The organism is Pseudomonas sp. BN505, assembly GCF_029873175.1.
Classification (GTDB): Bacteria; Pseudomonadota; Gammaproteobacteria; order Pseudomonadales; family Pseudomonadaceae; genus Aquipseudomonas; species Aquipseudomonas putida.
In genome coordinates, this window is record NZ_SSOI01000066.1 from 1 (window position 1) to 23769 (window position 23769).

The 23769-nt window shown below is 61.9% G+C and carries 21 protein-coding genes and 1 tRNA gene; 14 read left to right on the plus strand and 8 right to left on the minus strand.

Translation table 11 applies throughout. The features are described from left to right. Nucleotides 1-6: 6 nt before the first annotated feature. Together aceA and E8E78_RS21240 are read right to left on the minus strand one after the other, a co-directional pair. Nucleotides 7-1332, minus strand: coding sequence for an isocitrate lyase (gene aceA, locus E8E78_RS21235; protein ID WP_012273289.1), 1326 nt, complete (start codon nucleotides 1330-1332; stop codon nucleotides 7-9). A 493-nt stretch (nucleotides 1333-1825) separates the two neighbouring features. Further along, complete coding sequence (locus E8E78_RS21240) at nucleotides 1826-2590, minus strand: secretin N-terminal domain-containing protein (protein WP_280314412.1); 765 nt, start codon at nucleotides 2588-2590, stop codon at nucleotides 1826-1828. Between the two features lie 124 nt (nucleotides 2591-2714). On the opposite strand from E8E78_RS21240, the gene E8E78_RS21245 reads away from it, so the two are divergent. From E8E78_RS21245 to E8E78_RS21255, 3 genes are all read left to right on the plus strand, one after another. Continuing rightward, nucleotides 2715-3890, plus strand: a complete 1176-nt coding sequence (locus tag E8E78_RS21245) for a hypothetical protein (protein ID WP_049274039.1) — start codon at nucleotides 2715-2717, stop codon at nucleotides 3888-3890. Nucleotides 3891-3943: 53 nt separating this feature from the next. Further along, a complete protein-coding gene (locus E8E78_RS21250) occupies nucleotides 3944-5653 on the plus strand; it encodes a S8/S53 family peptidase (RefSeq protein ID WP_280314411.1) in 1710 nt (569 codons plus the stop codon). An 83-nt stretch (nucleotides 5654-5736) separates the two neighbouring features. Continuing rightward, nucleotides 5737-7179 carry a SulP family inorganic anion transporter gene (locus E8E78_RS21255; protein WP_059395968.1) on the plus strand — a complete coding sequence of 481 codons (1443 nt, stop codon included), beginning with the start codon at nucleotides 5737-5739 and terminating at the stop codon, nucleotides 7177-7179. Nucleotides 7180-7291: 112 nt separating this feature from the next. Here E8E78_RS21255 and fusA read toward each other — a convergent pair whose 3' ends face one another. Beyond that, nucleotides 7292-9403: an elongation factor G gene (fusA, locus tag E8E78_RS21260; RefSeq protein WP_049276696.1), complete on the minus strand. Its 2112-nt coding sequence runs from the start codon at nucleotides 9401-9403 to the stop codon at nucleotides 7292-7294. A gap of 73 nt (nucleotides 9404-9476) precedes the next feature. Next, nucleotides 9477-9902 (minus strand): hypothetical protein, encoded by a 426-nt coding sequence (locus E8E78_RS21265; RefSeq protein ID WP_049276698.1) that lies wholly within the window; start codon nucleotides 9900-9902, stop codon nucleotides 9477-9479. A 140-nt stretch (nucleotides 9903-10042) separates the two neighbouring features. Between E8E78_RS21265 and E8E78_RS21270 the strand changes: the two genes are divergently transcribed. Then, a complete protein-coding gene (locus tag E8E78_RS21270; RefSeq protein ID WP_049276699.1) occupies nucleotides 10043-10345 on the plus strand; it encodes a hypothetical protein in 303 nt (100 codons plus the stop codon). A 3-nt stretch (nucleotides 10346-10348) separates the two neighbouring features. On the opposite strand, the gene E8E78_RS21275 is transcribed toward E8E78_RS21270, so the two are convergent. Next, nucleotides 10349-11599, minus strand: coding sequence for an aminotransferase class III-fold pyridoxal phosphate-dependent enzyme (locus tag E8E78_RS21275; protein ID WP_049276700.1), 1251 nt, complete (start codon nucleotides 11597-11599; stop codon nucleotides 10349-10351). A gap of 235 nt (nucleotides 11600-11834) precedes the next feature. Continuing rightward, nucleotides 11835-12731 carry a transcriptional regulator GcvA gene (gcvA, locus tag E8E78_RS21280; protein ID WP_016488207.1) on the minus strand — a complete coding sequence of 299 codons (897 nt, stop codon included), beginning with the start codon at nucleotides 12729-12731 and terminating at the stop codon, nucleotides 11835-11837. A gap of 255 nt (nucleotides 12732-12986) precedes the next feature. Here gcvA and E8E78_RS21285 point away from each other — a divergent pair, with 255 nt between their 5' ends. The 3 genes from E8E78_RS21285 (at nucleotide 12987) to E8E78_RS21295 (ending at nucleotide 15707) form a co-directional block, all read left to right on the plus strand. Beyond that, nucleotides 12987-14369, plus strand: a complete 1383-nt coding sequence (locus E8E78_RS21285; RefSeq protein ID WP_016498761.1) for an amino acid permease — start codon at nucleotides 12987-12989, stop codon at nucleotides 14367-14369. Nucleotides 14370-14426: 57 nt separating this feature from the next. Beyond that, nucleotides 14427-14924 carry a PaaI family thioesterase gene (locus E8E78_RS21290; protein WP_151326180.1) on the plus strand — a complete coding sequence of 166 codons (498 nt, stop codon included), beginning with the start codon at nucleotides 14427-14429 and terminating at the stop codon, nucleotides 14922-14924. A gap of 87 nt (nucleotides 14925-15011) precedes the next feature. Next, nucleotides 15012-15707 (plus strand): glutathione S-transferase N-terminal domain-containing protein, encoded by a 696-nt coding sequence (locus tag E8E78_RS21295; protein ID WP_280314405.1) that lies wholly within the window; start codon nucleotides 15012-15014, stop codon nucleotides 15705-15707. Nucleotides 15708-15795: 88 nt separating this feature from the next. Here E8E78_RS21295 and E8E78_RS21300 read toward each other — a convergent pair whose 3' ends face one another. Continuing rightward, nucleotides 15796-17412 carry an inorganic phosphate transporter gene (locus E8E78_RS21300; RefSeq protein WP_156858384.1) on the minus strand — a complete coding sequence of 539 codons (1617 nt, stop codon included), beginning with the start codon at nucleotides 17410-17412 and terminating at the stop codon, nucleotides 15796-15798. 127 nt (nucleotides 17413-17539) lie between these two features. Between E8E78_RS21300 and E8E78_RS21305 the strand changes: the two genes are divergently transcribed. The 7 genes from E8E78_RS21305 (at nucleotide 17540) to E8E78_RS21335 (ending at nucleotide 22144) form a co-directional block, all read left to right on the plus strand. Then, nucleotides 17540-17926, plus strand: a complete 387-nt coding sequence (locus E8E78_RS21305; protein WP_049276673.1) for a DUF488 family protein — start codon at nucleotides 17540-17542, stop codon at nucleotides 17924-17926. 11 nt (nucleotides 17927-17937) lie between these two features. After that, nucleotides 17938-18369: a GNAT family N-acetyltransferase gene (locus E8E78_RS21310; protein WP_084967517.1), complete on the plus strand. Its 432-nt coding sequence runs from the start codon at nucleotides 17938-17940 to the stop codon at nucleotides 18367-18369. A 120-nt stretch (nucleotides 18370-18489) separates the two neighbouring features. Beyond that, entirely contained in the window at nucleotides 18490-18879 is a 390-nt protein-coding gene (locus E8E78_RS21315) for a helix-turn-helix transcriptional regulator (RefSeq protein WP_049276675.1), read from the plus strand. 63 nt (nucleotides 18880-18942) lie between these two features. Then, nucleotides 18943-19581: a UvrY/SirA/GacA family response regulator transcription factor gene (gene uvrY, locus E8E78_RS21320; protein WP_049276677.1), complete on the plus strand. Its 639-nt coding sequence runs from the start codon at nucleotides 18943-18945 to the stop codon at nucleotides 19579-19581. A 6-nt stretch (nucleotides 19582-19587) separates the two neighbouring features. Further along, complete coding sequence (uvrC, locus tag E8E78_RS21325) at nucleotides 19588-21411, plus strand: excinuclease ABC subunit UvrC (RefSeq protein ID WP_061203192.1); 1824 nt, start codon at nucleotides 19588-19590, stop codon at nucleotides 21409-21411. 33 nt (nucleotides 21412-21444) lie between these two features. Beyond that, nucleotides 21445-22005, plus strand: a complete 561-nt coding sequence (pgsA, locus tag E8E78_RS21330; RefSeq protein ID WP_016498771.1) for a CDP-diacylglycerol--glycerol-3-phosphate 3-phosphatidyltransferase — start codon at nucleotides 21445-21447, stop codon at nucleotides 22003-22005. Nucleotides 22006-22068: 63 nt separating this feature from the next. Next, nucleotides 22069-22144 (plus strand) — tRNA-Gly (locus E8E78_RS21335). Between the two features lie 270 nt (nucleotides 22145-22414). Here the strand turns inward: E8E78_RS21335 and E8E78_RS21340 are convergent. Next, a complete protein-coding gene (locus E8E78_RS21340) occupies nucleotides 22415-23761 on the minus strand; it encodes an OprD family porin (protein ID WP_049276627.1) in 1347 nt (448 codons plus the stop codon). Between the last annotated feature and the right edge of the window lie 8 nt (nucleotides 23762-23769).

Below are 23769 nucleotides of genomic sequence, written 5' to 3' on the forward strand. Positions count from 1 at the left end.
CCACTATCAGTGGAACTGCTCTTCCTCGGTCGAGCCGGTCAGCGCAGTCACCGACGATGCGCCACCCTGGATCACGGTGGTCATGTCATCGAAGTAACCGGTGCCCACTTCCTGTTGGTGCGCCACGAAGGTGTAGCCCTTGCTGGCGTCAGCGAATTCCTGCTCTTGCAGCTTCACGTAGGCGGTCATGTCGTTGCGGGCGTAGTCGTGCGCCAGGTTGAACATGCCGTGCCACATGTTGTGGATGCCCGCCAGGGTGATGAACTGGTGCTTGTAGCCCATGGCCGACAGCTCGCGCTGGAACTTGGCGATGGTGGCGTCGTCCAGATTCTTCTTCCAGTTGAACGAAGGCGAGCAGTTGTACGACAGGATCTGGTCCGGGTACTCCTTCTTGATCGCTTCGGCGAAGCGACGGGCTTCGTCCAGGTCCGGCTTGGCGGTTTCGCACCAGATCAGGTCGGCATATGGCGCGTAGGCCAGGCCGCGGGAGATGGCCTGGTCGAGGCCGGCGCGGACCTTGTAGAAGCCTTCACGGGTACGCTCGCCAATCACGAACGGCTGATCGTACGGGTCGCAATCGCTGGTCAGCAGGTCGGCGGCGTTGGCGTCGGTACGGGCCAGGATGATGGTCGGTACGCCCGACACGTCAGCTGCCAGGCGCGCGGCCACCAGCTTCTGTACGGCTTCCTGGGTTGGTACCAGCACCTTGCCGCCCATGTGGCCGCATTTTTTAACCGAGGCCAGCTGGTCTTCGAAGTGCACGCCAGCGGCGCCTGCTTCGATCATGTTCTTCATCAGCTCGTAGGCGTTCAGTACGCCACCGAAACCGGCTTCGGCGTCTGCCACGATCGGCGCGAAGTAGTCGATGTAGCCTTCGTCGCCCGGGTTCTTGCCGGCTTTCCACTGGATCTGGTCGGCGCGGCGGAACGAGTTGTTGATGCGCTTGACCACGGTCGGTACCGAGTCAACCGGGTACAGCGACTGGTCAGGGTACATGGACTCGGCCGAGTTGTTGTCGGCGGCAACCTGCCAGCCGGACAGGTAGATGGCCTGGATGCCAGCCTTTACCTGCTGTACTGCCTGGCCGCCGGTCAGGGCGCCCATGCAGTTGACGAAATCTTTTTCTGGGCGGAAGGACGGGTGGGCACCTTGGGTGACCAGCTTCCACAGTTTTTCTGCACCTTGGCGTGCCAGGGTGTGCTCTGGCTGAAGGGAGCCACGCAGGCGAACGACATCAGCGGCGGTGTAGGTACGGGTCACGCCTTTCCAGCGCGGGTTCTCGGCCCAGTCTTTCTCGAGGGCTGCAATTTGCTGTTCGCGTGTCAGTGCCATGGAAATAAACCTCGTCGCATCGATCTTGGGTTAATTGTGCTGATGCTCGGGTGCAGATCAGGGCGCTTGGCGGCTGTCCTGTTCGCAGGAGTGCGGCGGCGAACGCGAAGGCTCGAAGGGGGAAGGGTGGGCAGACCAGGCGAAGGTGTGCTCCAGCAGGTCGGCTCGTGGTTGCCTTGCTGCGGTGCTACGCGATTGCCAGTACTGCGGTGATGCGCTTCCGTCCCTCGGGACAACTTCTTCGTTGCAGTCGCAATCCCGTCGAACCGCCTTGTGGGCCGTATAGACACGAGGCGCCTCCAGGGGTGGGAGGAGCACGCCTCGAAGGCCCTTGCCAGGGCCCCTGATTAGCGGGAGCGAGGCCATCATGCCCTTGGGAAAAAGACCCTGTCAAATGTTTTGTAGTGACTTTTTTCACTTACTACATCTTTGGTCTAATGCGACTTGGCGGTCAGTTTCTAGGCCTTTGGTCGAGGCCTTGAGTTGCCTGGGTTCAGTCGAGAAGGTCGACTTTTACACGCAAAGTCATGTTTTCACCGCGCTGGGTGCTGTAACTGCGGCTTGACGCGTTGCGGTCGGCTTGGCTCTGCTGGTTGTAGCCGGCCAGGGTGATCCATTCGCCGAGCTTGCCGGTGATTGTCGTGTCGGTACTTTGCACGTTCACTACATCTGCACGTTCCTGGCTGATGCGGTCATTATTGGTGCTTATTTGCAGACGAACCGTGTCACCGCTCAAGCTCGGCGTGACGTAGAAGCCCTGGGTCACATTGCGGTATTCGGTGTTGCTCTGTATGCGCCCATAGCCGTCGGTGCTGGTGCTGGTAATCGGGATACTCTGGCCAACCTGAATGAGCGCAGGCTGGCCTTCGCTGGCCTGCACCTGCTGCATGCCGCCGTCGCGGTTGCTGGTGCCGTAGTGGATGATGCGTGCGTTGCCGCGGTTGTCCTGGAAGTTGCTGTCGTTGTTGTCGACGCTGATCAGCAGCCGCTTGGGAGCGGTGTCCAGTTGCTGCAGCAAGGCGCGCAGGTCGTCGATGCGCTCGGGGCTGGCGTTGACGATCAGCTTGTTCTCGAAGGCGTTCACCGTGCCGTCCTTGCCGATGAATGCCTGCGCGGCAGGCAACAGTTCGGCGATGGCGCGGTGCTGCAGCGGCAACACCTCGGTGGCGGCCTGGGCGGCGAGGCTGGCAACCAGCAGCAGGGAAGTGAAAAGGGGGCGTAGCGGCATGTCCATGATCTCCGCAGGTGGAATCAACATGATGGCAAATTTGCCGGCTTCCTGCCGGATCTGGATCACGCCGGCGCTGTTCAGAAGGTCGTAATATCCTTATTTATCTTGTAGGCTATAAATTATAGTAGGAAAGATAATTTAGGATAATGACATGGCTCCTGTTCGTCCGCTCCTGCGCCGTGATCAACTCGCCAACGCTCTGGCCCAAGACCTGGCGGGCGAGTCGCTGATCGATTACAGCGCTGGCATGTTCCTGGCCGCGCCCCGGCGCACGGGCAAGAGCACCTTCCTCAACAACGACTTGATACCGGAATGCGTACGGCGCGGATGGCGACCGGTTTACGTGGACCTGTGGTCGGACCGCGACGCGGCCCCGGCGCAGCTCATCAGTGGCGCCATCGGCACTGCGCTGGCCAGTTTCGAAGGTGCGCTGGCCAGGACCGCGAAAAAGGCCGGTATCGAAAAAATAAACCTGCTGCGCACCCTGAGCTGGGATTTCACCCGCCCGCAACTGCCTGCGGGTACTACCTTGGCGCAGGCACTTTCCGTGCTGCATCAAGTGTCAGGGCAGATGGTAGTGCTGATCATCGACGAGGCTCAGCACGCCCTTAACAGCGAAGATGGCGTCAATGCCATGTTCGCGCTGAAAGCCGCGCGTGACCACCTCAACCGTGGCGACCGTCCGGACGGCTTGCGCCTGGTGTTCACAGGCTCCAGCCGCGACAAGCTGGCCAACTTGGTACTCAAGAGCAAGCAGCCGTTCTTTGGTGCCAGCATCACGCCATTCCCGTTACTGGGGCGTGAATATGTCGAATTCATCACGGGCTTGTGGAACCGGCGCCTTGCCGATAGCAATCAGTTCAAGGTAGAGGACCTGGCGTACGCTTTCGAGCGGGTCGGCCGCCGCCCGGAAATGCTCAACAAGCTGTTGGCCGAAGTCAGCGTCGGCCTGGGTGAGGCGGGCAACTTGGGCGATCTGCTGCGAACTGGGGCACTCAACCATCAGGCTGGTGTCTGGAGTGACTACGAAAGTGCCTGGAACGAGCTTTCGCCGTTGCAGCAGGCGGTGCTTGAGGTAATGGCTGAACGCACGCTAAGCCGACATTCATTTTCGCCGTTCACAGAGCAGACCTTGATCGACATCAGACGCAAGCTGGAGCAGGCCCAAGCAGAAGTCAACGCTAATACGCCTAACGTACAGAAGGCCCTCGATGCTCTGCGCGACAAGGAGCTGGTGTGGAAGGCCAATCGTGGCGAGTACGCGCTGGAGGATGCTTCCATGGCTGAATGGCTTGCACGCGACAAGGCAGTTGCTGGCCGTAGATGAACCTTTGAGTTGTCCCGCCAGTCGCACTCACAGGGAACGCGTGGGGTGATTGCATGAGGGGTGGTCTGATCCTGCTGTTATGGCTTTGCAGCCTTGGTGCACAGGCTGCACCGGATACGCTGCGCATCAAGCAACTGCAGCGTTGCGGCGACCTGTCCGGCGAAGGCGGGCAGCAATGGTGCCTGCGTGCCGAGGGGCTCGGTGCAGATGTGCCAAAGGTATGGCTTGGCGGTGTGCGACTGCCAGCAGCCGATATCGAGCGCAAAGGTGACCGGCTTACCCTGAACCTGGCGAAAAAAGCCCAGCGCAGCGCGCCTCTTTGGCTGGAATTTGATGGCCGCACCAGCAACCCGATATGGCTGACCCGCCAGCGCAGTCATGTTGTCGCCGCAGGGCCTGATGAAGTGGCGAAGAACATGGATGGCCTGACTACCTATGTCGACCTGGTCAGCCTGTTGATCGAAGAACAACACGACGGCCTTGGCGAGGCCCGGCGCATTGCCGGTAAATACGGCGCCCAGGTTGTCGGTGCAATACCGCCGCTCAATGTCTACCAGCTGCGCTTGCCGGTGGACGACCTGGTACAGCGTGACGCGATGATCCTGCGCATGGGTAGTGAGGTCAGCGTGGATGCCGTAATTGTCGAGGAGTCCGCCCCGGAGCGTGAGGAAGAGGGAAGTGGGCGTGACACTCGCGCCATCGACCAGGCAGACGAATGGGCCGCCAACCGCTTCATGGACGCCCTGTATTTCTACCAGCGACGGATTGGCGCTTCGCGCTTGCCGGTGCAGCCCGTGCGGGTTGGGGTAATCGAGCGTGAGGTGGACTTTGATGCCCCTGGATTCAGCCAATACCGAGGCGGCTGCGAGCAGGGCCAGACATGCCTGTACGCTCGCGACGGGGATCGCGCGACAAGCCATGGCAGCCATGTCGCAGGCATTCTCGCCGCGCACGGTGAGGGATTTTTGCCGGGGCTGGGCAAGCACAGCCCTGGCTTCGAGGTGATTGTAGAGCGCAACTCGGATGCAGGTATCACCGCCAACATCGCTGCATCGGTGAACCTGGTCGAGGATGGCGTGCGGGTGCTGAACTGGAGCTGGGGCATCCACCGGGTCGGCGCACGCGACGTCAACGGTGATGAGGTCGATTCGCTGGTGCGTTCCGGCCTGGCGATGAGTGGCTACGAGGAGTTGCTTGAGGAGTTCTTCCTCTGGCTGCGCAAAGAGCACCCGGACGTGGTGGTGGTGAACTCGGCGGGCAACGGTGCGTCGTGGTCAGGTACCGATGAATACCGCCTGCCGTCGTCGTTCATCACCGAACAACTGCTGGTGGTGGGCGGGCACCAGCGTAGCGACAAGGCGACGGCGGTCGAAGCCCCCGATCATGTGCGCAAGCGCCACAGTTCCAACATCGACATGCGCGTGGATGTCAGTGCCGCTGCCTGCGTGCGCCCGGCGACCGCCGCGGCTGCGCATTGCGGCACATCGTACGCAACACCCCTGGTGACTGCCACCGTGGCGGCGATGCTGTCGATCAACCCGGCCCTCACCCCGGAACAGGTGCGCATGCTGTTGCGGCGCAGTGCCCTGACCCTGGGTACCGAGCAGGATTTCGAGGCGATGGATGCCGAAGACCTGACGGCGCCGATCCTGCCTTCGGAGCGTGGTGGGCGCCTGAACCACCCCGACTTGGGGCGTTCGGCGCGCCTGGACATGCAGCGCGCGCTGGACCTGGCAGTGCAAAGCCGGGAGCGGGTGCGCTGAACGGTGGCCGCTGTCAGACAAATTCCGTAACATCGCGTCCCTCGTTTTTGTAACGTCCGCCCGTACTGCCCCACAGGAAACCCATGAAACCCGCCCGACTACGCGCCGACCTGCTCGCCGGCCTGACCACCTCGTTTGCCTTGGTGCCCGAGTGCATCGCCTTTGCCCTGGTGGCGCACCTTAATCCGCTAATGGGCCTGTATGGCGCGTTCGTCATCTGCACCCTTACGGCGCTGTTTGGCGGTCGACCGGGGATGATTTCCGGCGCGGCCGGCTCGATGGCGGTGGTGATCGTGGCACTCGTTGTGCAGCACGGCGCGCAATACCTGCTGGCCACGGTTTTGCTGGGTGGCGTGGTGATGATCCTGTTCGGCTTGCTACGGCTGGGCAAGCTGGTACGCCTGGTGCCGTACCCGGTCATGCTCGGCTTCGTCAACGGCCTGGCCATCGTCATTGCCATGGCGCAGCTTGAGCACTTCAAGGCGGGTGAGCACTGGCTCAGCGGCGCGCCGCTGTACCTGATGATCGGCCTTGTGGCACTCACCATGGCGGTGGTCTACGTGCTGCCGAAACTGACCCGTGCGGTGCCGCCAGCGTTGGTGGCGATCCTTGGCGTGGGCCTGCTGGTGTACCTGCTCGACCTGCCCACCCGCACTTTGGGCGACATGGCGCATATCGCCGGTGGCCTGCCGGGGCTGGCACTGCCGGATGTGCCCTGGAACCTGGAAACCCTGAAGATCATCGCCCCCTACGCCGTGCTGATGGCTATGGTCGGCCTGCTGGAAACCTTGCTCACCCTCAACCTGACCGATGAAGTGACCGAGAGCCGTGGCTTCCCGGACCGCGAGTGCGTGGCATTGGGCGCGGCGAACATGGTTTCGGGCCTGTGCGGTGGGATGGGCGGTTGCGCAATGATCGGCCAGACGGTGATCAACCTCAGTTCCAATGGCCGCGGCCGGCTGTCCGGGGTAGTGGCCGGGGTGATGATCTTGCTATTCGTGTTGTTCCTGTCGCCGCTGATCGAGCGTATTCCGCTGGCGGCGCTGGTCGGGGTGATGTTCGTGGTGGCTCAGCAGACCTTCGCCTGGGCGTCGCTGCGGGTGCTGCACAAGGTGCCGGTGAACGATGTGCTGGCGATCATTGCAGTTACCGTGGTCACCGTGTTTACCGACCTGGCCATGGCGGTGCTGTTCGGCATCATCATCGCGGCGCTGAACTTTGCCTGGCAGCATGCGCGGGAACTCTATGCAGACAGCCATGAGGATGCGGAAGGCGGCAAGCGTTATCAGGTACATGGCACGCTGTTCTTTGCCTCGACCGCCTCGTTCCTCAACCAGTTTGACCCGGCCCAGGACCCGGACCAGGTCACGCTGGATTGCCAACATTTGAGCTTTGTCGACTATTCGGCGGTTGCGGCACTCAAGACCCTGCGTGAGCGGTATGCGAAGGCGGGCAAGCATTTGCGCGTGGTGCATTTGTCAGAGCGGTGCAAGAAGCTATTGAAGCGGGCAGGTGAGCAGCACTGAGCCTGATTGTGGCCTGTACCGGCCTCTTCGCGGCTAAAGCCGCTCCCACAGGGGTATGCGATCCCTTGTGGGAGCTGCTTTAGCCGCGAAGGGGCCGGTACAGGGGAGCCGCTTACTCCCCGCGGTTTTTCTTGACGATCCCATCGGCAATGCTCGCCGGGGCTTCGGCATAGCGGGTGAACTCCATCGAGAAGCTGGCCCGGCCCTGGGTCATCGAGCGCATCGAGGTGGCGTAGCCGAACATCTCGCCCAACGGCACTTCGGCACGGATTACCTTGCCGGCGGGTGTTTCGTCACCGTCCTGAATCATCCCGCGGCGCCGGCTGAGGTCGCCCAGAATGTCGCCCTGGTATTCCTCCGGCGTCACCACCTCCACTTTCATCACCGGTTCCAGCAACACCGCGCCGCCTTTCTGCGACAGCTGCTTGGTGGCCATTGAAGCCGCGATCTTGTAGGCCATTTCGTTGGAGTCGACATCGTGGTACGAACCGTCGAATACGGCGGCCTTGAGGCTGATCAGCGGGTAGCCGGCAAGCACGCCGTTCTTCATCTGCTCTTCGATACCCTTCTGGATCGCCGGGATGTACTCGCGCGGTACCACCCCGCCGACAATCTCGTTGATGAACTCCAGGCCCTCCTTGCCTTCGTCGCCAGGGGCGAAACGGATCCAGCAATGGCCGTATTGGCCACGGCCGCCGGACTGGCGCACAAAACGCCCCTCGATCTCGCAGGTGTTGCGGATTTTTTCCCGGTAGGCCACCTGCGGCTTGCCGATGTTGGCTTCGACGTTGAACTCGCGGCGCATGCGGTCGACGATGATGTCCAGGTGCAACTCGCCCATGCCCGAGATGATGGTCTGGCCGGTTTCTTCGTCGGTACGCACGCGGAATGACGGGTCTTCCTGGGCCAGCTTGCCCAGGGCGATGCCCATTTTTTCCTGGTCGGCCTTGGTCTTGGGCTCCACGGCCACGGAAATCACCGGGTCAGGGAAGTCCATGCGTTCGAGGATGATGGGTTTGTCCATGTCGCACAGTGTGTCGCCGGTGGTCACGTCTTTCATGCCGATCAGCGCGGCAATGTCGCCGGCGCACACGTCCTTGATTTCGGCACGCTGGTTGGCATGCATTTGCACCATACGGCCGATGCGTTCCTTCTTGCCTTTAACCGAGTTGAGTACCGCGTTGCCTGAGCTGAGCACGCCGGAATAAACGCGGGCGAAGGTGAGGGTGCCGACGAATGGATCGGTGGCAATCTTGAAAGCCAGGGCTGAGAACGGCTCTTTGTCGTCGGCGTGCCGTTCGAGGTGCTTGTTTTCATCGTCCGGGTCGGTGCCGCGAATGGCGGGGATTTCCGACGGGGCGGGCAGGTAGTCGATTACCGCATCGAGCATCAGCGGTACGCCCTTGTTCTTGAAAGAGGAGCCGAGGATGGTCGGAACGATTTCGTTGGCGATGGTGCGTTTGCGCAAACCGGCCTTGATCTCGTCGATGCTCAGCTCTTCGCCTTCGAGAAACTTGTTGAGCAGTTCGTCATTGGCCTCGGCGGCTGCTTCTACCATGTGCGCGCGCCATTCGTCGGCAAGCGTCTGCAGTTCGGCGGGTATGTCTTCTTCGCGGTAGCTGGTGCCGTGGTCAGCGTCGTTCCAGTAGATGGCTTTCATCTTCACCAGGTCGATCTGGCCGATGAAATTCTCCTCGCTGCCGATGGCCAGCTGGATCGGTACCGGGTGGTGCCCCAGGCGTTGGTCGATCTGCTTGACCACACGCAGGAAGTCGGCACCCTGGCGGTCCATCTTGTTGATGTAGGCCAGGCGTGGCACATGGTATTTGTTGGCCTGGCGCCAGACCGTCTCGGACTGTGGCTCTACCCCGTCAGCACCGCTGAACACCACCACCGCGCCATCGAGCACGCGCAACGAGCGCTCCACCTCGATGGTGAAGTCGACGTGGCCGGGGGTGTCGATGATGTTGAAGCGGTACTTGTGCTCAAACTGCTTGGTCGAGCCTTGCCAGAACGCCGTGGTCGCCGCCGAGGTGATGGTGATGCCGCGTTCCTGCTCCTGGGCCATCCAGTCCATGGTCGCGGCGCCATCGTGCACCTCGCCCATCTTGTGGTTGACCCCGGTGTAGAACAGGATCCGCTCGGTAGTGGTGGTCTTGCCGGCGTCCACGTGGGCGACGATGCCAATATTGCGGTACAGCTCGATGGGCGTTGTGCGGGCCATGGCGGACTACCTGCGAATGGGCGGATTCCACCACGTTAGCAGACCGGTGGAATCCTGCCCTGCCGCCGGGCCGTCAGTCGGCCTGGGCTTGCAGCATCCACTGGCCATCCACTTCACGGGCCAGGCCGCTGGCCGTCAGCAGCGCCAGCAGACGCGAGTGCAGGGCGGCTTCGGTGAAGGTCTTGAGGGTGGTCAGGTCCAGTGTGCCGACCAGGTTGAGGTCGGCCTTGGTGTACGACAGCCAGGCCTTTTTCAGTACCTGGGCGACATCGCTGCCCGAGGTGCTGGCGAAGCGGCGGTGGCACTGGCCGCTTTCGAAGGTGAAGGTGTGGGCGTGGCTGTAGGTGCTTTCGTCGCCACCTTCAGTGCAGCGGTGGCAGCGGCACGGGCCTTCGCCGAAGGCGTTGCGCAGGTAGCTGTTGAAGTCCACGACGGGCTTGAGGGACAGGCGTTTGTCGACATCGAACAGGTCGGCGATCAGGGGTTCTTCGGCGCTCACTCGGGATCCTCGTGTGGTGGGGCGTGCATCGGCGGGCACCCTAACAGATCGGGGCATTCAGATCACCTGTAGAGACAACAGAGACCGCCTGCCGTACTCTACGCGCCCTTACGCCTATACACCCACTGAGGTAACCCCGCTTGAGCACCAAGTACCCGTACACCGCCACCGTGACCATCAGCGCCGAAGACCGTGGCGGAGATACCGAAGCTTCGGAAAACCCCAGCATGCGCGTGGGCCTGGAAGCGGTGACCGAAACCCTGAAGAAGGTGCATTTCGTCGGTACGCTCGCGGCTCCTGAGAAGCCGGCCACGCACATCTGCGTGACCCTGGAGAACGGCCTGACCTACTACGGCCCGATCGTCAACGGCCATGCCGAACTCGAAGGCGGCTGGATCGCCTTCGAATCCGAAATGCTGACCCCCGAAGAGCTGGGCCTGTAAGCCTCAGTTCAGTTCCACCAGGCACTGCTCGAGGATATCCAGCCCTTCCTCGAGCACCTCGGCTTCGATGGTCAACGGGGCCAGCAGGCGGATGATGTGCCGCGCCTTGCCGCTGGGCATCAGCAGCAAGCCCTTGGCCCGTGCCGACTCCATTACCTTGGCCAGTTGCGCCGGCGCCGGGCTGCCGTCGGCATTGACGAATTCGATGCCGCGCATGGCGCCCACACCCGTCAGGCGGCCGATGTACGGGCTCAGGCCCGACGCCTTCCAGCGCTGGTGGCGGCTGACGATGGCCTGCTCCTGGCGCTCACCCCAGGTGGCGATGTTCTCGTCGGTCATCTGCGCCAGGCTGGCCAACGCCGCCGCACAGGCAATCGGGTTGCCCGAATAGGTGCCACCGAGGCCGCCCTTGGGCAGTGCTGCCATCAATTCCTTGCGCCCGACCACCGCACCCAGCGGCATGCCGCCGGCAATGCTCTTCGCCAGCAGCAGCAGGTCGGGCTCGAGCCCTAAGCGCGGGAAGGCGAAGCGCTGGCCGGTGCGGCCGAAGCCGGACTGGATCTCGTCGATGATGATCAGGATGCCGTGTTGGTCGCAGAAGCGGCGCAAGGCTTGGGCGAAGGCCGGGTCGAGGGCGAGGAAACCGCCTTCGCCCTGCACCGGTTCAAGGATGAACGCTGCCACGTCTTCCACGGCCAGTTCGACGCTGAACAGGCGCTCCATGGCCTTGAGCGCCTGCTCGCAGGTAACCCCGGTATCGGCGCCAGGGTAGGGCAGGTGGTACACCGGCCCGGGCAGCTCGCCGACCCGTTGCTTGTACGGTGCCACCTTGCCGTTGAGGTTCAGGGTGGCCAGGGTGCGGCCATGGAAACCGCCGTCGAAGGCAATGATGGCGCGCTTGCCTGTAGCACCGCGGGCAACCTTCAGGGCGTTTTCTGCCGCTTCCGCACCGCTGTTGGTGAGCATGCCGGCCAACGGGTAGCTGACCGGTACGAACTGGCTCAGCTGTTCCATCAGCGCCAGGTACGGGCCATGGGGCGCGGCGTTGAAGGCATAGTGGGTCAGGCGGGTGGCCTGGGCCTGGATCGCTGCGACCACGGCGGGGTTGCAGTGGCCCAGGTTGAGCACGCCAATACCGCCGACAAAATCGATGTAACGTTTGCCGTCGGTGTCCCAGACTTCGGCATTGCGGCCATGGGAAAGTGTGATCGGGTGAACGATGGCGATGGATTGGCTGATACTTTCCTGGTTCATGGGCACGCGGGACCTTTGTTCAAGTTTCTTATTATCCAAGCGTGCTGAGGGGTTATTCCGCAAACGAATTATTCGATTGCGGTCATTCCCTGAATTCGTGAACTGGCCGGAATGTGTGTTGCCTGTGCGGGCCTCTTCGCGGGCTTGCCCGCTCCCACAGGTTAAGCACATTGTTCGAACCTGTGATGATCCTGTGGGAGCGGGCAAGCCCGCGAAGAGGCCCGCACAGGTCAAATCAGTCCCCCTCAGCCACCCGCTCCCGAATCCACTGCACAAAGGCCCTGATCTTGGGCACTTCGGCCGCATGCTCGGCATGCGCGATAAAGTGCTTCCCATTGCTCGCCACCGGGTGGTCCCAGGCCACCACCAGCTTGCCCTCGCTCAGCTCCTCGGCCACCAGGTAGCGCGGAATCAGGGCGATACCGCAGCCGGCAATCGCCGCGCGAATGCACAGGTAGAACGTGTCGAAACGCGGCCCGTGGTAGCTGTTCTGGCTGTGCAGCCCCAACCCCAGGAACCATTCATGCCAGGCCTCCGGCCGTGACACGCACTGCAACAGGCGGTGCTCGGTCAGCGCCTGGGCGCTTTCAAAGGGGTGGTTGGCCAGCAACTGCGGGCTGCACACCGGCACCACTTCTTCGCTGAACAGCTCGATGCAGGTTGCCCCAGGCCAAGTGCCCTGGCCGAAGAAAAAGGCCACGTCGGCCTTGGCCTGCACCAGGTCGAATGGCTCCAGTTCGTTGCGCACATCCAGGTGGATACGTGGGTAGCGATCGCCGAAACCCTTGAGTTTGGGCACCAGCCAGCGCGCACCAAAGGTGGGCTGGGTGGCGATGCGCAGTACTTCGGTTTCGTCGCCGTAGCTGAGGATGTAGCGGCTGGAAATATCGATCTGGGTGAGGATCTTGTTCACTTCGGTGAGGTACAGCGCGCCGGCCGGTGTCAGGTGCAGGCGCCGGCGAATGCGCTGGAACAGCGAGTGCGAAAGCATGTCTTCGAGCTGCGCGACCTGCTTGCTGACGGCGCTTTGGGTCAGGTGCAGTTCCTGGGCCGCGCGGGTGAAGCTGAGGTGGCGGGCGGCCGCTTCGAAGCACTGAAGGGCGGTGGTCGAAGGCATCAGGCGTTTGGACATGACAGGCAAATACCGAGCAAAAAAGGAAGGAGTTCATTCCAAAGCGGAATCATGTGGTTCGAAAAGGTCGTTTGTTGACCCCGGCCTATAGATTAATACTGACCTGGATCAACGATTACAACCGGTCATGTGAAGAGGAGGTCTGTACCCGCTTCCGGCATCTGCAAAACAACAAAAACGACTATCAGAAATTTACAAGAATTCTGCTCCGACCTTCAGCCGCCTCAAAGCGGCCGACCCATTCGAGGGTTCTTCATGGCTTCGCAAGACAACAAGAAACAGCGTTCCCTGCAGCACGGCCTGACCTCCCGTCAGGTTTCCATGATCTCCATTGCCGGCATCATCGGCGCCGGCCTGTTCATCGGCTCGTCGAACGCCATCGCCACCGCCGGCCCGGCCATCCTCATTTCCTACGCCATGACCGGCCTGCTGGTATTGCTGGTGATGCGCATGCTGGGCGAAATGGCCATCGCCAACCCTAACAGCGGGTCGTTCTCCACCTATGCCTCCGAGGCAATCGGCCCTTGGGCAGGCTTTACCATCGGCTGGTTGTACTGGTGGTTCTGGGTGCTGATCATTCCGGTCGAGGCGATTGCCGGCGCCGACATCCTGCATGCTTACTTCCCAGGCGTACCGTCCTGGTTGTTCGCCTTCCTCATCATGCTGGTGCTGTCGGGTACCAACCTGATCAGCGTGAAGAACTTCGGTGCCTTCGAGTACTGGTTCGCGCTGGTCAAGGTGGTGGCGATCATCGCCTTCATCGTGGTCTGCAGCCTGGCGGTATTCGGCTTCTGGCCGCTGGCCGAGGTGTCCGGGGTCAGCCGGCTGTGGGAAAACGGCGGCTTCATGCCCAATGGGTTCGGCACTGTGCTCGGTGGCGTGCTGATCACCATCTTCTCGTTCTTCGGCGCCGAAATCGTCACCATTGCCGCTGACGAAACCGCCAACCCGAAAGACAAGATCCGCCGTGCCACCAACCTGGTGGTGTACCGCATTGCCATCTTCTACCTGGCGTCGATCTTCCTGGTGGTGTCGCTGGTAGCCTGGAACGACCCCGCGCTGAAAGCGGTCGGTTCGTTCCAGCGCGTACTGGAAGTGCTGAACGTGCCGGGCGCCAAGCTGCTGGTCGACCTGGTGGTGCTTGTGGCGGTGACCAGCTGCATGAACTCGGGCTTGTACACCGCGTCACGCATGCTCTATTCGCTGGGCGCGCGCGGCCAGGCACTGAGCATGACCAAGCGTATCTCCGGTTCGGGCGTGCCGACCGTGGCGGTCATCTTCTCGACGCTGGCCGGTTTTGCCGGGTGCCTGGTCAACTATGTGTTCCCGGGTAAGGTCTTCGGCTTCTTGCTGTCCACCACCGGCGCCATCGCCTTGCTGGTGTACTTGGTGATTGCCGTGTCGCAGCTGCGCATGCGTGCCCGCGCCGACCGTGAAGGGCGCCCGCTGGAGCTGAAGATGTGGCTGTTCCCATGGCTGACCTGGCTGGTGATCGGCACCATCGTCATGGTGCTGGGCTACATGCTGTTCAGCGATGCCTACCGCTATGAAACGCTGATGACCGCTGGGGTGACTGCGTTCATCCTGCTGGTTTCGCTGACCCAGCGGCATGCCAAGGTGGTTGCCCAGACGGCCTGATGTATCTGCTTTAATGGGGGCGTTGCGCGCCCCCATTCCAACAAGCACAGGAAGCGTATGACTGACCACCCACTTTCCCTTCAGGCCCTCGCGGCGCCGGAAGGCACCTGCTACGGCTGCGGTTGTTCCCACCCCAGTGGCCTGCACCTGCAAAGCCACTGGGACACCGATGGCATCCACCTGGTATGCCGCCATGCACCCGACAGCACCTTTATCGGCTGGCCTGGCCTGGTCTACGGTGGCCTGCTGGCGATGCTGGTCGATTGCCATTCCAACTGGACGGCCATGGCCTACCACTACCGCAACGAAGGCCGCGAGCCGGGCAGCCTGCCGCGTATCGACTGCGTTACCGGCACACTCAACCTGACCTACCTGAAACCCACGCCGATGGGCGTCGAGCTTTTGCTCAAGGCCCGAGTGGAAGGGGAAGTGGGGCGCAAGAGCCGGGTGCTTTGCGAAGTCTGGGCCGAGGATGTGCTGACCGTGACCGCCGACTCGGTGTTCGTCCGTGTCGATACCGAAAAGCTCAAGCTCAAGGCCCACGGCCAGGCTTGAGTGACCCGGGCTGATGAGTGGTCGGTGATGGTCAGCGGCCGGGGATGTCTCTAGAGTGACAGGTCCATTCCCCAGGCAAGGTTGATCATGACCGATCTCAGTGCTTTCCCTGTTACCCGCAAGTGGCCCGCCAAACACCCCGAACGCCTGCAGCTGTACTCGCTGCCGACGCCCAACGGCGTCAAGGTGTCGATCATGCTCGAAGAAATCGGCCTGGCCTACGAGGCGCACAAGGTCAGCTTCGACAACGATGACCAGTTGAGCCCTGAATTTATCTCGCTCAGCGCCAACAACAAGATACCGGCCATCCTGGACCCCAACGGCCCGGGCGGGCAGCCGTTGCCGCTGTTTGAGTCAGGGGCCATCTTGCAATACCTGGCGGAGAAAAGTGGGCAACTGCTCAGCCAGGAGCCTGCACAGCGTTACCAGACCCTGCAGTGGCTGATGTTCCAGATGGGCGGTATCGGGCCGATGTTCGGCCAGGTCGGGTTCTTCCATTTCTTTGCTGGCAAGGACTATGAAGACAAGCGTCCGCGTGACCGTTATGTCAACGAGTCCAAGCGGCTGCTGGGTGTGCTGGACCGGCACTTGAAAGGCCGGGAGTGGATGGTGGACGATTACAGCATTGCCGACATCGCCATCTTCCCCTGGGTGCGCAATTTGGTGGATCGCTACAATGCCCGTGAGTTGGTGGGCTTTGACCAGTTCAAGGAAGTGCAGCGGGTGCTAGCGACGTTCCTCGAACGGCCAGCGGTGCAGCGCGGCCTGAAAATCCCGAGCTGATAACGCAGAGCCAGCCACGTACACCGCTCCCTGTAGGAGCGGCCTTGTGCCGCGAAAGGGCCGCTCCTACAAAGGGCGCAGTACAGGTTTAGAAAATGTGGCTCAGCAACCAGTACAGGCTGCCAGCCAACAGCATCGCCGCCGGCAGGGTCAGCACCCAGGCCATCAGCAAGTTGAACAGCGTGCGCTTCTGAATCCCCGACCCATTCGCCACCATGGTCCCCGCCACCCCCGAGCTCAGCACGTGGGTGGTCGAAACCGGCAACCCGAACATGTCCGCTGCGCCAATGGTGCACATGGCAACGACCTCCGCCGAGGCGCCTTGGGCATAGCTCAGGTGGGTCTTGCCGATCTTCTCGCCCACGGTCACCACGATGCGCCGCCAGCCAACCATGGTCCCCAGCCCCAGCGCGATGGCCACGGCCACCTTGACCCACAGGGGAATGTAGCGGGTGGCGTCGTCCAGTTGGGTCTTGAACAGTTGCACATGGCTGTGGGTGTCGGCGTCGAATGCCACCAAACGGTTCTTCTCGATCAGGCGAATGGCTTCGCTGGTCAGGTACATGTCATTGCGTACGTTGGCCATGGCTTCGGCGGGTATGCGCTTGAGTGAGCCGTAGCCTTTGACCTCTTCACCGATCATCCCGGTCAGCGCGGCCAGCGCCGGTACCAGTTGCGGGCTGGCCTTGGGTTCGCCAATGAATGCGGTCAGCGTCTGGCGTGGGTCGGCCGGAGGCGCTTGCGGGTTGCTGCGCACCAGCGCCTGTCGGGTCACTTCGGCGACGGCGGAAAACTGCAGGGCCTGCTCATTGGGCATGGTCTTGTTCAACGCATACGCCATTGGCAGGGTGCCGACCAGAATCAACATGATCAGGCCCATGCCTTTCTGGCCGTCGTTGGAACCATGGGCGAAGGACACCCCGGTGCACGTCAGGATCAGTACGCCACGAATCCACCAGGGAGGCGGTGTCTGGCCTTGCGGCGCCTGGTATAGCGCTTGACGCTTCACCAGAGCTCGAAGGGCGAGCAACAACAGGGCGGCGCAGGCAAAGCCGATCAGGGGGGAGAACAGCAAGGCGTAGCCCACCTTGCTGGCCTGGGCCCAGTCCACGCCGCTGGTGCCGTCACGCCCATGCATCAGGGCATTGGCCACACCCACACCGATGATCGAGCCGATCAGGGTGTGCGAGGATGACGCCGGCAGCCCCAGCCACCAGGTACCGAGGTTCCAGATGATCGCCGCCAGCAGCAGGGCAAAGACCATTGCAAAGCCGGCCGAGGAGCCCACCTGTAGAATCAGTTCCACCGGCAGCAGGGCGATGATGCCGAATGCCACTGCGCCACTGGAGAGCAGCACACCGAGTAAGTTGCATAGCCCGGACCACACCACTGCGATCGGTGCCGGCAGCGCGTTGGTGTAGATCACGGTGGCCACCGCGTTGGCGGTGTCGTGGAAGCCATTGACGAATTCGAAGCCCAGGGCAATCAACAGTGCCAGGCCCAACAGCAGAAACGGCGTGACTGTGGTGATCACCGTGCCGCTGGCGTTTACATCCTGCTTCAGGCTCCAGGCGGTGTAGGCGATACCGGCCAGCAGCAGGCCGAAGAACAACACGAGGGTGGCGCGCCCAGGCTTGTGGGCAAGCTGCGGGCGGGCGTCGCGCTGGGCCAGGTGCGGCTGGCTGGCCAGTGACGGGGTTGCCATGATGGCTCCGGTTGGCGTTGGGCAAGTTGCCGAAGGCCTTGAGCATAGAAACAATTCGCAACCCGACCGTGACCTCGATCAATGAATTATCTAGGCTCAAGACGGACGGTAAAAGCAGGAGAAACCCATGATCCGCTGCAAGCGTGTCTACGAAGCAGCCGCAGCCGACGATGGCCAGCGTGTGCTGGTAGACCGCCTATGGCCGCGCAACCTGCGCAAGGAAAACCTCCACGCGCAGTGGTTGCGCGAAGTGGCACCCTCGGATGATTTGCGTAAGGCGCTTCACCAAGGGGAGGTGGACTTTGCCGGTTTCACCCAGCGCTACCAACGAGAGCTCGCCGCTCACCCCGAGTATTGGTATCCGCTGCTGGACCTCGCCGGGAAGGGCCCGCTGACCCTGCTTTATGCAGGCAAGGACACCGAGCACAACAATGCCCGAGTGCTGGCCGAATGGCTGGAAAGCGAACTGGACCGGCGTGGGCCTTGCAGTTCACCCGTGTGCTATGCCCAATGAGTGATGTGGTAATGCCCCTGCAACTGATTGCCGCCAACGACAGTCACCGTACGTTCGCCCGCGACCTCACGCGGCGCGCCATGCTGCCGTATTACCGTGAATTTGACCTGCTCTGGATCGAGGACGCCTTCGACCAGGCCTGGGGTTGGCGCGAGCAGTGGCTGATCCGCGAAGGCGACAGCCTGTTGGGTTTCTGCAGCCTCAGCCAGGACCACCAGGCACTGTTTATCCGCGAGTTGCACCTGTTGCCCGAGCATCGCGGGCGCGGTGTCGGCAGCTGGGTGTTGGAGGAGCTGGCGCTGTGGGCCGGGCAGCGGCGCCTGCCGTTGCTGAGGCTGATGGTGTTTCGCAGCAACCCGGCGCGCGGGTTGTACCAGCGCCATGGCTTTGTCGAAATGGGTGAGGACGCGTGCTTTGTGCGCATGCAGCGCACGATTGGCTAGTATCGCAATGATGGCTTGTCGCGATTGGAGCGCAGGGGCATAGTAAACCCAGCGCTCACAGTCGCCCGCAGACGGGGCGGCGGGGGATGAGCGTGATCAGGGGATAAGGAGATGCCCACAATGAACGGGATTGGTCCGCGGCTGCGGGAAGAGCGTGAGCGCCTGGGCATGACCCAGCGCGTGTTTGGCGATATCGGTGGGGTCGAGCCCAATGCCCAGGGCAAGTACGAAAGCGGCGAGCGCACGCCACGGGTCGATTACCTGGCAGCCCTCGCCGTCAGGGGGGTGGATGCACTGTACGTGCTTAGCGGCATCCGCACGCCGGCCCCGCTGGAGGGCCTGAGCACGGATGAGTCGGGACTGCTGGGCGCCTTCCGGCAATTGCCCATCGACGACCAGGCGGCCATCTGGCACCTGCTGGGCCGCTTGAGCAGCGATAGAAAACCAAGGCAAACAGTGAGGCCTGTCACTGTTGAGCGTCAGGCGTTTCTTACAGAAGCAATGCGTTAGCCCCGTTTGGAAAAATTTTGTTAAGGTGGCGGGATCCAATCGCCCTGTTGACGAGGTGTGTGCTTGATTAGGGTCTTAGTGGTCGACGATCACGATCTGGTACGAACCGGTATCACCCGCATGCTGGCCGACATCGATGGCTTGCAGGTGGTGGGTGAGGGGGACTCGGGCGAGTCCGCGCTCAAGCTGGCTCGCGAGCTCAGGCCTGATGTGGTGCTTATGGATGTGAAAATGCCCGGCATCGGCGGCCTTGAGGCCACCCGCAAACTGCTGCGCAGCCACCCGGACATCAAGGTAGTGGCTGTGACAGTGTGCGAGGAAGACCCGTTCCCCACCCGCCTGTTGCAAGCCGGTGCGGCCGGTTACCTGACCAAAGGCGCAGGCCTTGACGAAATGGTCCAGGCCATCCGCCTGGCGTTTGCCGGCCAGCGCTACATCAGCCCGCAAATCGCCCAGCAGCTGGCGCTGAAACCGTTCCAGCCGCAGGGGTCACCGTTCGACACATTGTCGGAGCGGGAAATCCAGATTGCCCTGATGATTGTCGGCTGCCAAAAAGTGCAGATCATCTCTGACAAGTTGTGCCTCTCGCCCAAGACCGTCAATACTTACCGTTATCGGATCTTTGAAAAACTCTCGGTCACCAGCGACGTCGAACTGACCTTGCTGGCCGTTCGCCACGGTATGGTCGACGCAAGCCTGTAAAACCTCATGTCCCAAGCTTTTGATGCCAGCGCATTCCTGGCGACCTGCAGTGGTCGCCCGGGCGTTTACCGAATGTTCGACGCCGAAGCCCGTCTGCTTTACGTGGGCAAGGCCAAGAACCTCAAAAAACGCCTGGCCAGCTATTTCCGCAAAACCGGCCTGGCGCCCAAGACCGCCGCGCTGGTAGCCCGTATCGCCCAGGTTGAAACCACCATCACCGCCAACGAAACCGAGGCGTTGCTGCTGGAGCAGAACCTGATCAAGGAATGGCGGCCGCCGTACAACATCCTGCTGCGCGACGACAAATCCTACCCCTACGTGTTCCTGTCCGACGGCGAGTTCCCGCGGTTGGGGATTCACCGTGGGGCGAAGAAGGCCAAGGGCCGCTACTTTGGCCCATACCCCAGCGCCGGGGCCATCCGCGAAAGCCTCAGCCTGCTGCAAAAGGCCTTTTCGGTGCGCCAGTGCGAAGACAGCTACTACGCCAACCGCACCCGGCCGTGCCTGCAGTACCAGATCAAACGCTGCAAAGGGCCCTGCACCGATCTGGTCACCGCCGAGGAATACGCCGACGACGTGCGCCATTCGGTGATGTTTCTTGAAGGCCGTAGCCAGCAATTGGGCAACGAGCTGAATGCCGAGATGGAGAAGGCCGCCATGGCCCTCAATTTCGAAAAAGCCGCCGAGCTGCGCGACCAGATTGCCCTGTTGCGCCGCGTGCAGGACCAGCAGTACATCGAGGGCGGCAGCGGCGACGTCGATGTCATCGCCGCCTTCGTGAACCCGGGTGGTGCCTGCGTGCACCTGATCAGCGTGCGTGGTGGCCGGGTGCTGGGCAGCAAGAACTTCTTCCCGCAGGTGGGCATCGAGGAGGATGTGGCCGAGGTCATGGCCGCATTCCTCTCCCAGTACTACCTGGGCAACGCAGAGCGCGAACTGCCCGGCGAGCTGATCGTCAACGTTGTTCACGAAGACTTCGACGCCATCACCGAAGCACTGCACACGCTGCGGGGCCGCGAGCTGAGCATCAGCCATCGGGTACGCGGCACGCGCGCGCGGTGGCAGCAGCTGGCAGTGACCAATGCAGAGCAGGCGCTCAATGCTCGCCTGGCCAACCGCCAGCACATGGCTGCACGCTTCGAGGCCTTGGCCGAAGTGCTGGGCCTGGACGAAGTGCCGCAGCGGCTGGAGTGCTACGACATCAGCCATTCCAGTGGCGAAGCTACCGTGGCCAGCTGTGTGGTATTCGGCCCAGAGGGCGCGCTGAAGTCCGACTATCGCCGCTTCAACATCGAAGGCGTCACGGCCGGCGATGACTACGCCGCCATGCACCAGGCCCTGACCCGCCGTTACGGGCGCATCAAGGACGGTGAGGGCAAGCTGCCTGACGTGTTGCTGGTGGACGGCGGCAAGGGGCAGCTGAACATGGCTCGCGATGTGATGCAGGAACTGGGCTTCACCGACCTGACCTTGCTGGGTGTAGCCAAGGGCGTAACCCGCAAGGCCGGTTTTGAAACCCTGTACCTGAACGACGTGCACCACGAGTTCACGCTGAAAGGTGATTCACCGGCCCTGCACCTGATCCAGCAGATCCGCGACGAAGCCCACCGTTTCGCCATTACCGGCCACCGCGCTCGCCGCGGCAAGGCCCGCCGGGTGTCCAGCCTGGAGGATGTAGCCGGGGTAGGGCCCAAGCGCCGGCGCGACCTGCTGAAACATTTCGGCGGCCTCCAGGAGCTCAACCGCGCCAGTGTCGATGAAATCGCCAAAGCCCCCGGCATCAGTAAAAAGCTTGCCGAGTCGATTTATGCCAGCCTGCATAGCGAGTAGAATGCCGGGCTCAACTTGCAGCCAGTCGTACCGATGAATATTCCAAACCTGCTCACCGTTCTACGCGTCCTGCTCATTCCGTGCTTCATTCTGCTGTTCTACATGCCCTATCACTGGAGCTACATGGCAGCCAGCAGCGTGTTTGCCGTTGCCGCCGCCACCGACTGGCTGGACGGCTACCTGGCGCGTCGCCTGCAGCAGAGCACGCCGTTCGGTGCGTTTCTGGACCCGGTGGCTGACAAGCTGATGGTGGCGGTGGCTTTGGTGCTGCTGGTGCAGACCCACGCCAACTTCTGGCTGACCCTGCCGGCGGCGGTCATCATTGGCCGCGAAATCGTGGTGTCGGCCCTGCGCGAGTGGATGGCCGAGCTGGGCGCGCGGGCGCACGTGGCGGTGTCCAACCTTGGCAAGTGGAAGACCGCGGCGCAGATGCTGGCGCTGGTGATCCTGCTGGCCAACCCGCCAGCGGTAACGTTCTGGGTCATTCTGGGCTACGGGCTGCTGCTGGTGGCGGCGGGGCTGACGCTGTGGTCGATGGTGCACTACCTGCTGGCCGCCTGGCCGCACCTGCGCGAAGGCTCCGAGCAGAAATAAACTTTTTTTGAATCAAGGGGTTGACGCTGTTTTAGAAATCGCTAGAATGGCACCCATCACGACGCGGGAATAGCTCAGTTGGTAGAGCACGACCTTGCCAAGGTCGGGGTCGCGAGTTCGAGTCTCGTTTCCCGCTCCAAATTCGATCCTCAGTGCGTCGCTGGGATCAAGAAAGAAGAGGCCCTAGGGCCTCTTTTTTTATGCCTGCATTTTATTGACTTTCTCCTTTCTCAAGGCAAACACAAGCTCTGTAGGAGCAGCCTTGTGCTGCGAAGAGGTCATTGCAGCCGAAGATAATCTCAGCCTTACCGGCCACTTCGCAGCACAAGGCTGCTCCTACAGGTTGATGCGTTAGCCTGAGTGATGGTGCAAGACCGTTGCTCCGATAGCCCCGCGCAGGTTTGCGGGGCTATTTAAGAAAGCTCAGGTCCAGTGGGTAGTCCAGAATGATCCGGGTCTGGTCCAGGTCATTGGCGATTGCCCCGTAATCGCCGCCCGTGCGCATCGACGCGTGCAGCAGCCGCAGGGACAGGTTTTTCGCAGGCCCTGACTGCACCACGTATTTCACCCACAGGTCCCGTTCCCATTGCGACCCGTCGCGCACCGCCTGGAACCGTGAATAGGCACCGCCAGCGTCGCGGCCATCGATATCGCTACCGCGTATGTAGCGCGCCGTGAAGCTCAGCCCGGGTACGCCAAAGATGACGGCGTCCAGGTCGTAACGTGCACTCCAGGCTCTTTCGTTGGGGCTGTTGAAGTCGCTGCCTTGGGAGGCCGCATCCAGTTCGATGTCGAAACTGTTCCAGACATAGTCGAAAGGCTGGTCGCCGTCGATGCGGGTATAAGCAACTTCGAACTTGTGACCACCCATTGCGTAGCCCACCCGTGCACTCCAGGCATCGTTGCGTATGTCGCCAAGCCGCGAGGTGCCGGTGTCGCGGGTGCGGTAGTAATTGGCGCCGGTATTGAACACGCCACCCGCCTTCAAAGGCACCCGGTATTCGAACGATGCAAATTGCTGGTTCCAGATATTGTCGAGTTCCGACCCGAACAACTTGATCTTCACATTGTCGAGGCCGGTGTAGATACCGCCGTAATAACTGACAAAGTCACTGTCGGCCTGGCGGCCACCGTAAGCGGTACCCAGCTTGCCGCCGTGATTGGTGGCTGCACGGTCGCTGCTGGAGGTAAAGCGCCCTGCATTGAGGGCCAGCCCGGCGAAGGAACGATCGGTGACGTTCCAGCCTCGGAGCGTTTGCGGCAGCAGGCGGATATCGCCGTACTTCAGCACCGGTGAATCGGGGAACAGGTCGCCATAGGCCAGTTCGGTGCTGCCGACGCGCATCTTTACCGCACCACCGGCCTTGGAATATTCAGCCTTGGGGTCGCCCTGGTTATCGCGGGAGACGATACCGCCATTGCCGATACCGTCGCCAACCCGGCCCTTGCCACCGTCGAGCTTTATTGCGCCCATGTAATGCAAGTCTAGGCCGAACCCCACCAGCCCTTGGGTATAGCCGGAATTGAACTTGGCTAGCACACCTTGCGCCCATTCCTGGCGATAACTTTGCCGCTCGCCGGCCGGGTTGAGGTAGCTGCCGTTGCGGTTGTCGGCGTTCCAGTAGAAGTTTCGCAAGCCCACCGTGGTGGTACTGTCTTCAATAAAACCAGGGTCCGATTCAGCCGCGCAGGCAATCGAGCCCAACAGACAGGCGCTGGCGCCTGCCATCCCCAAGGTGAAAGTTTTAAGCGACATGAACACTT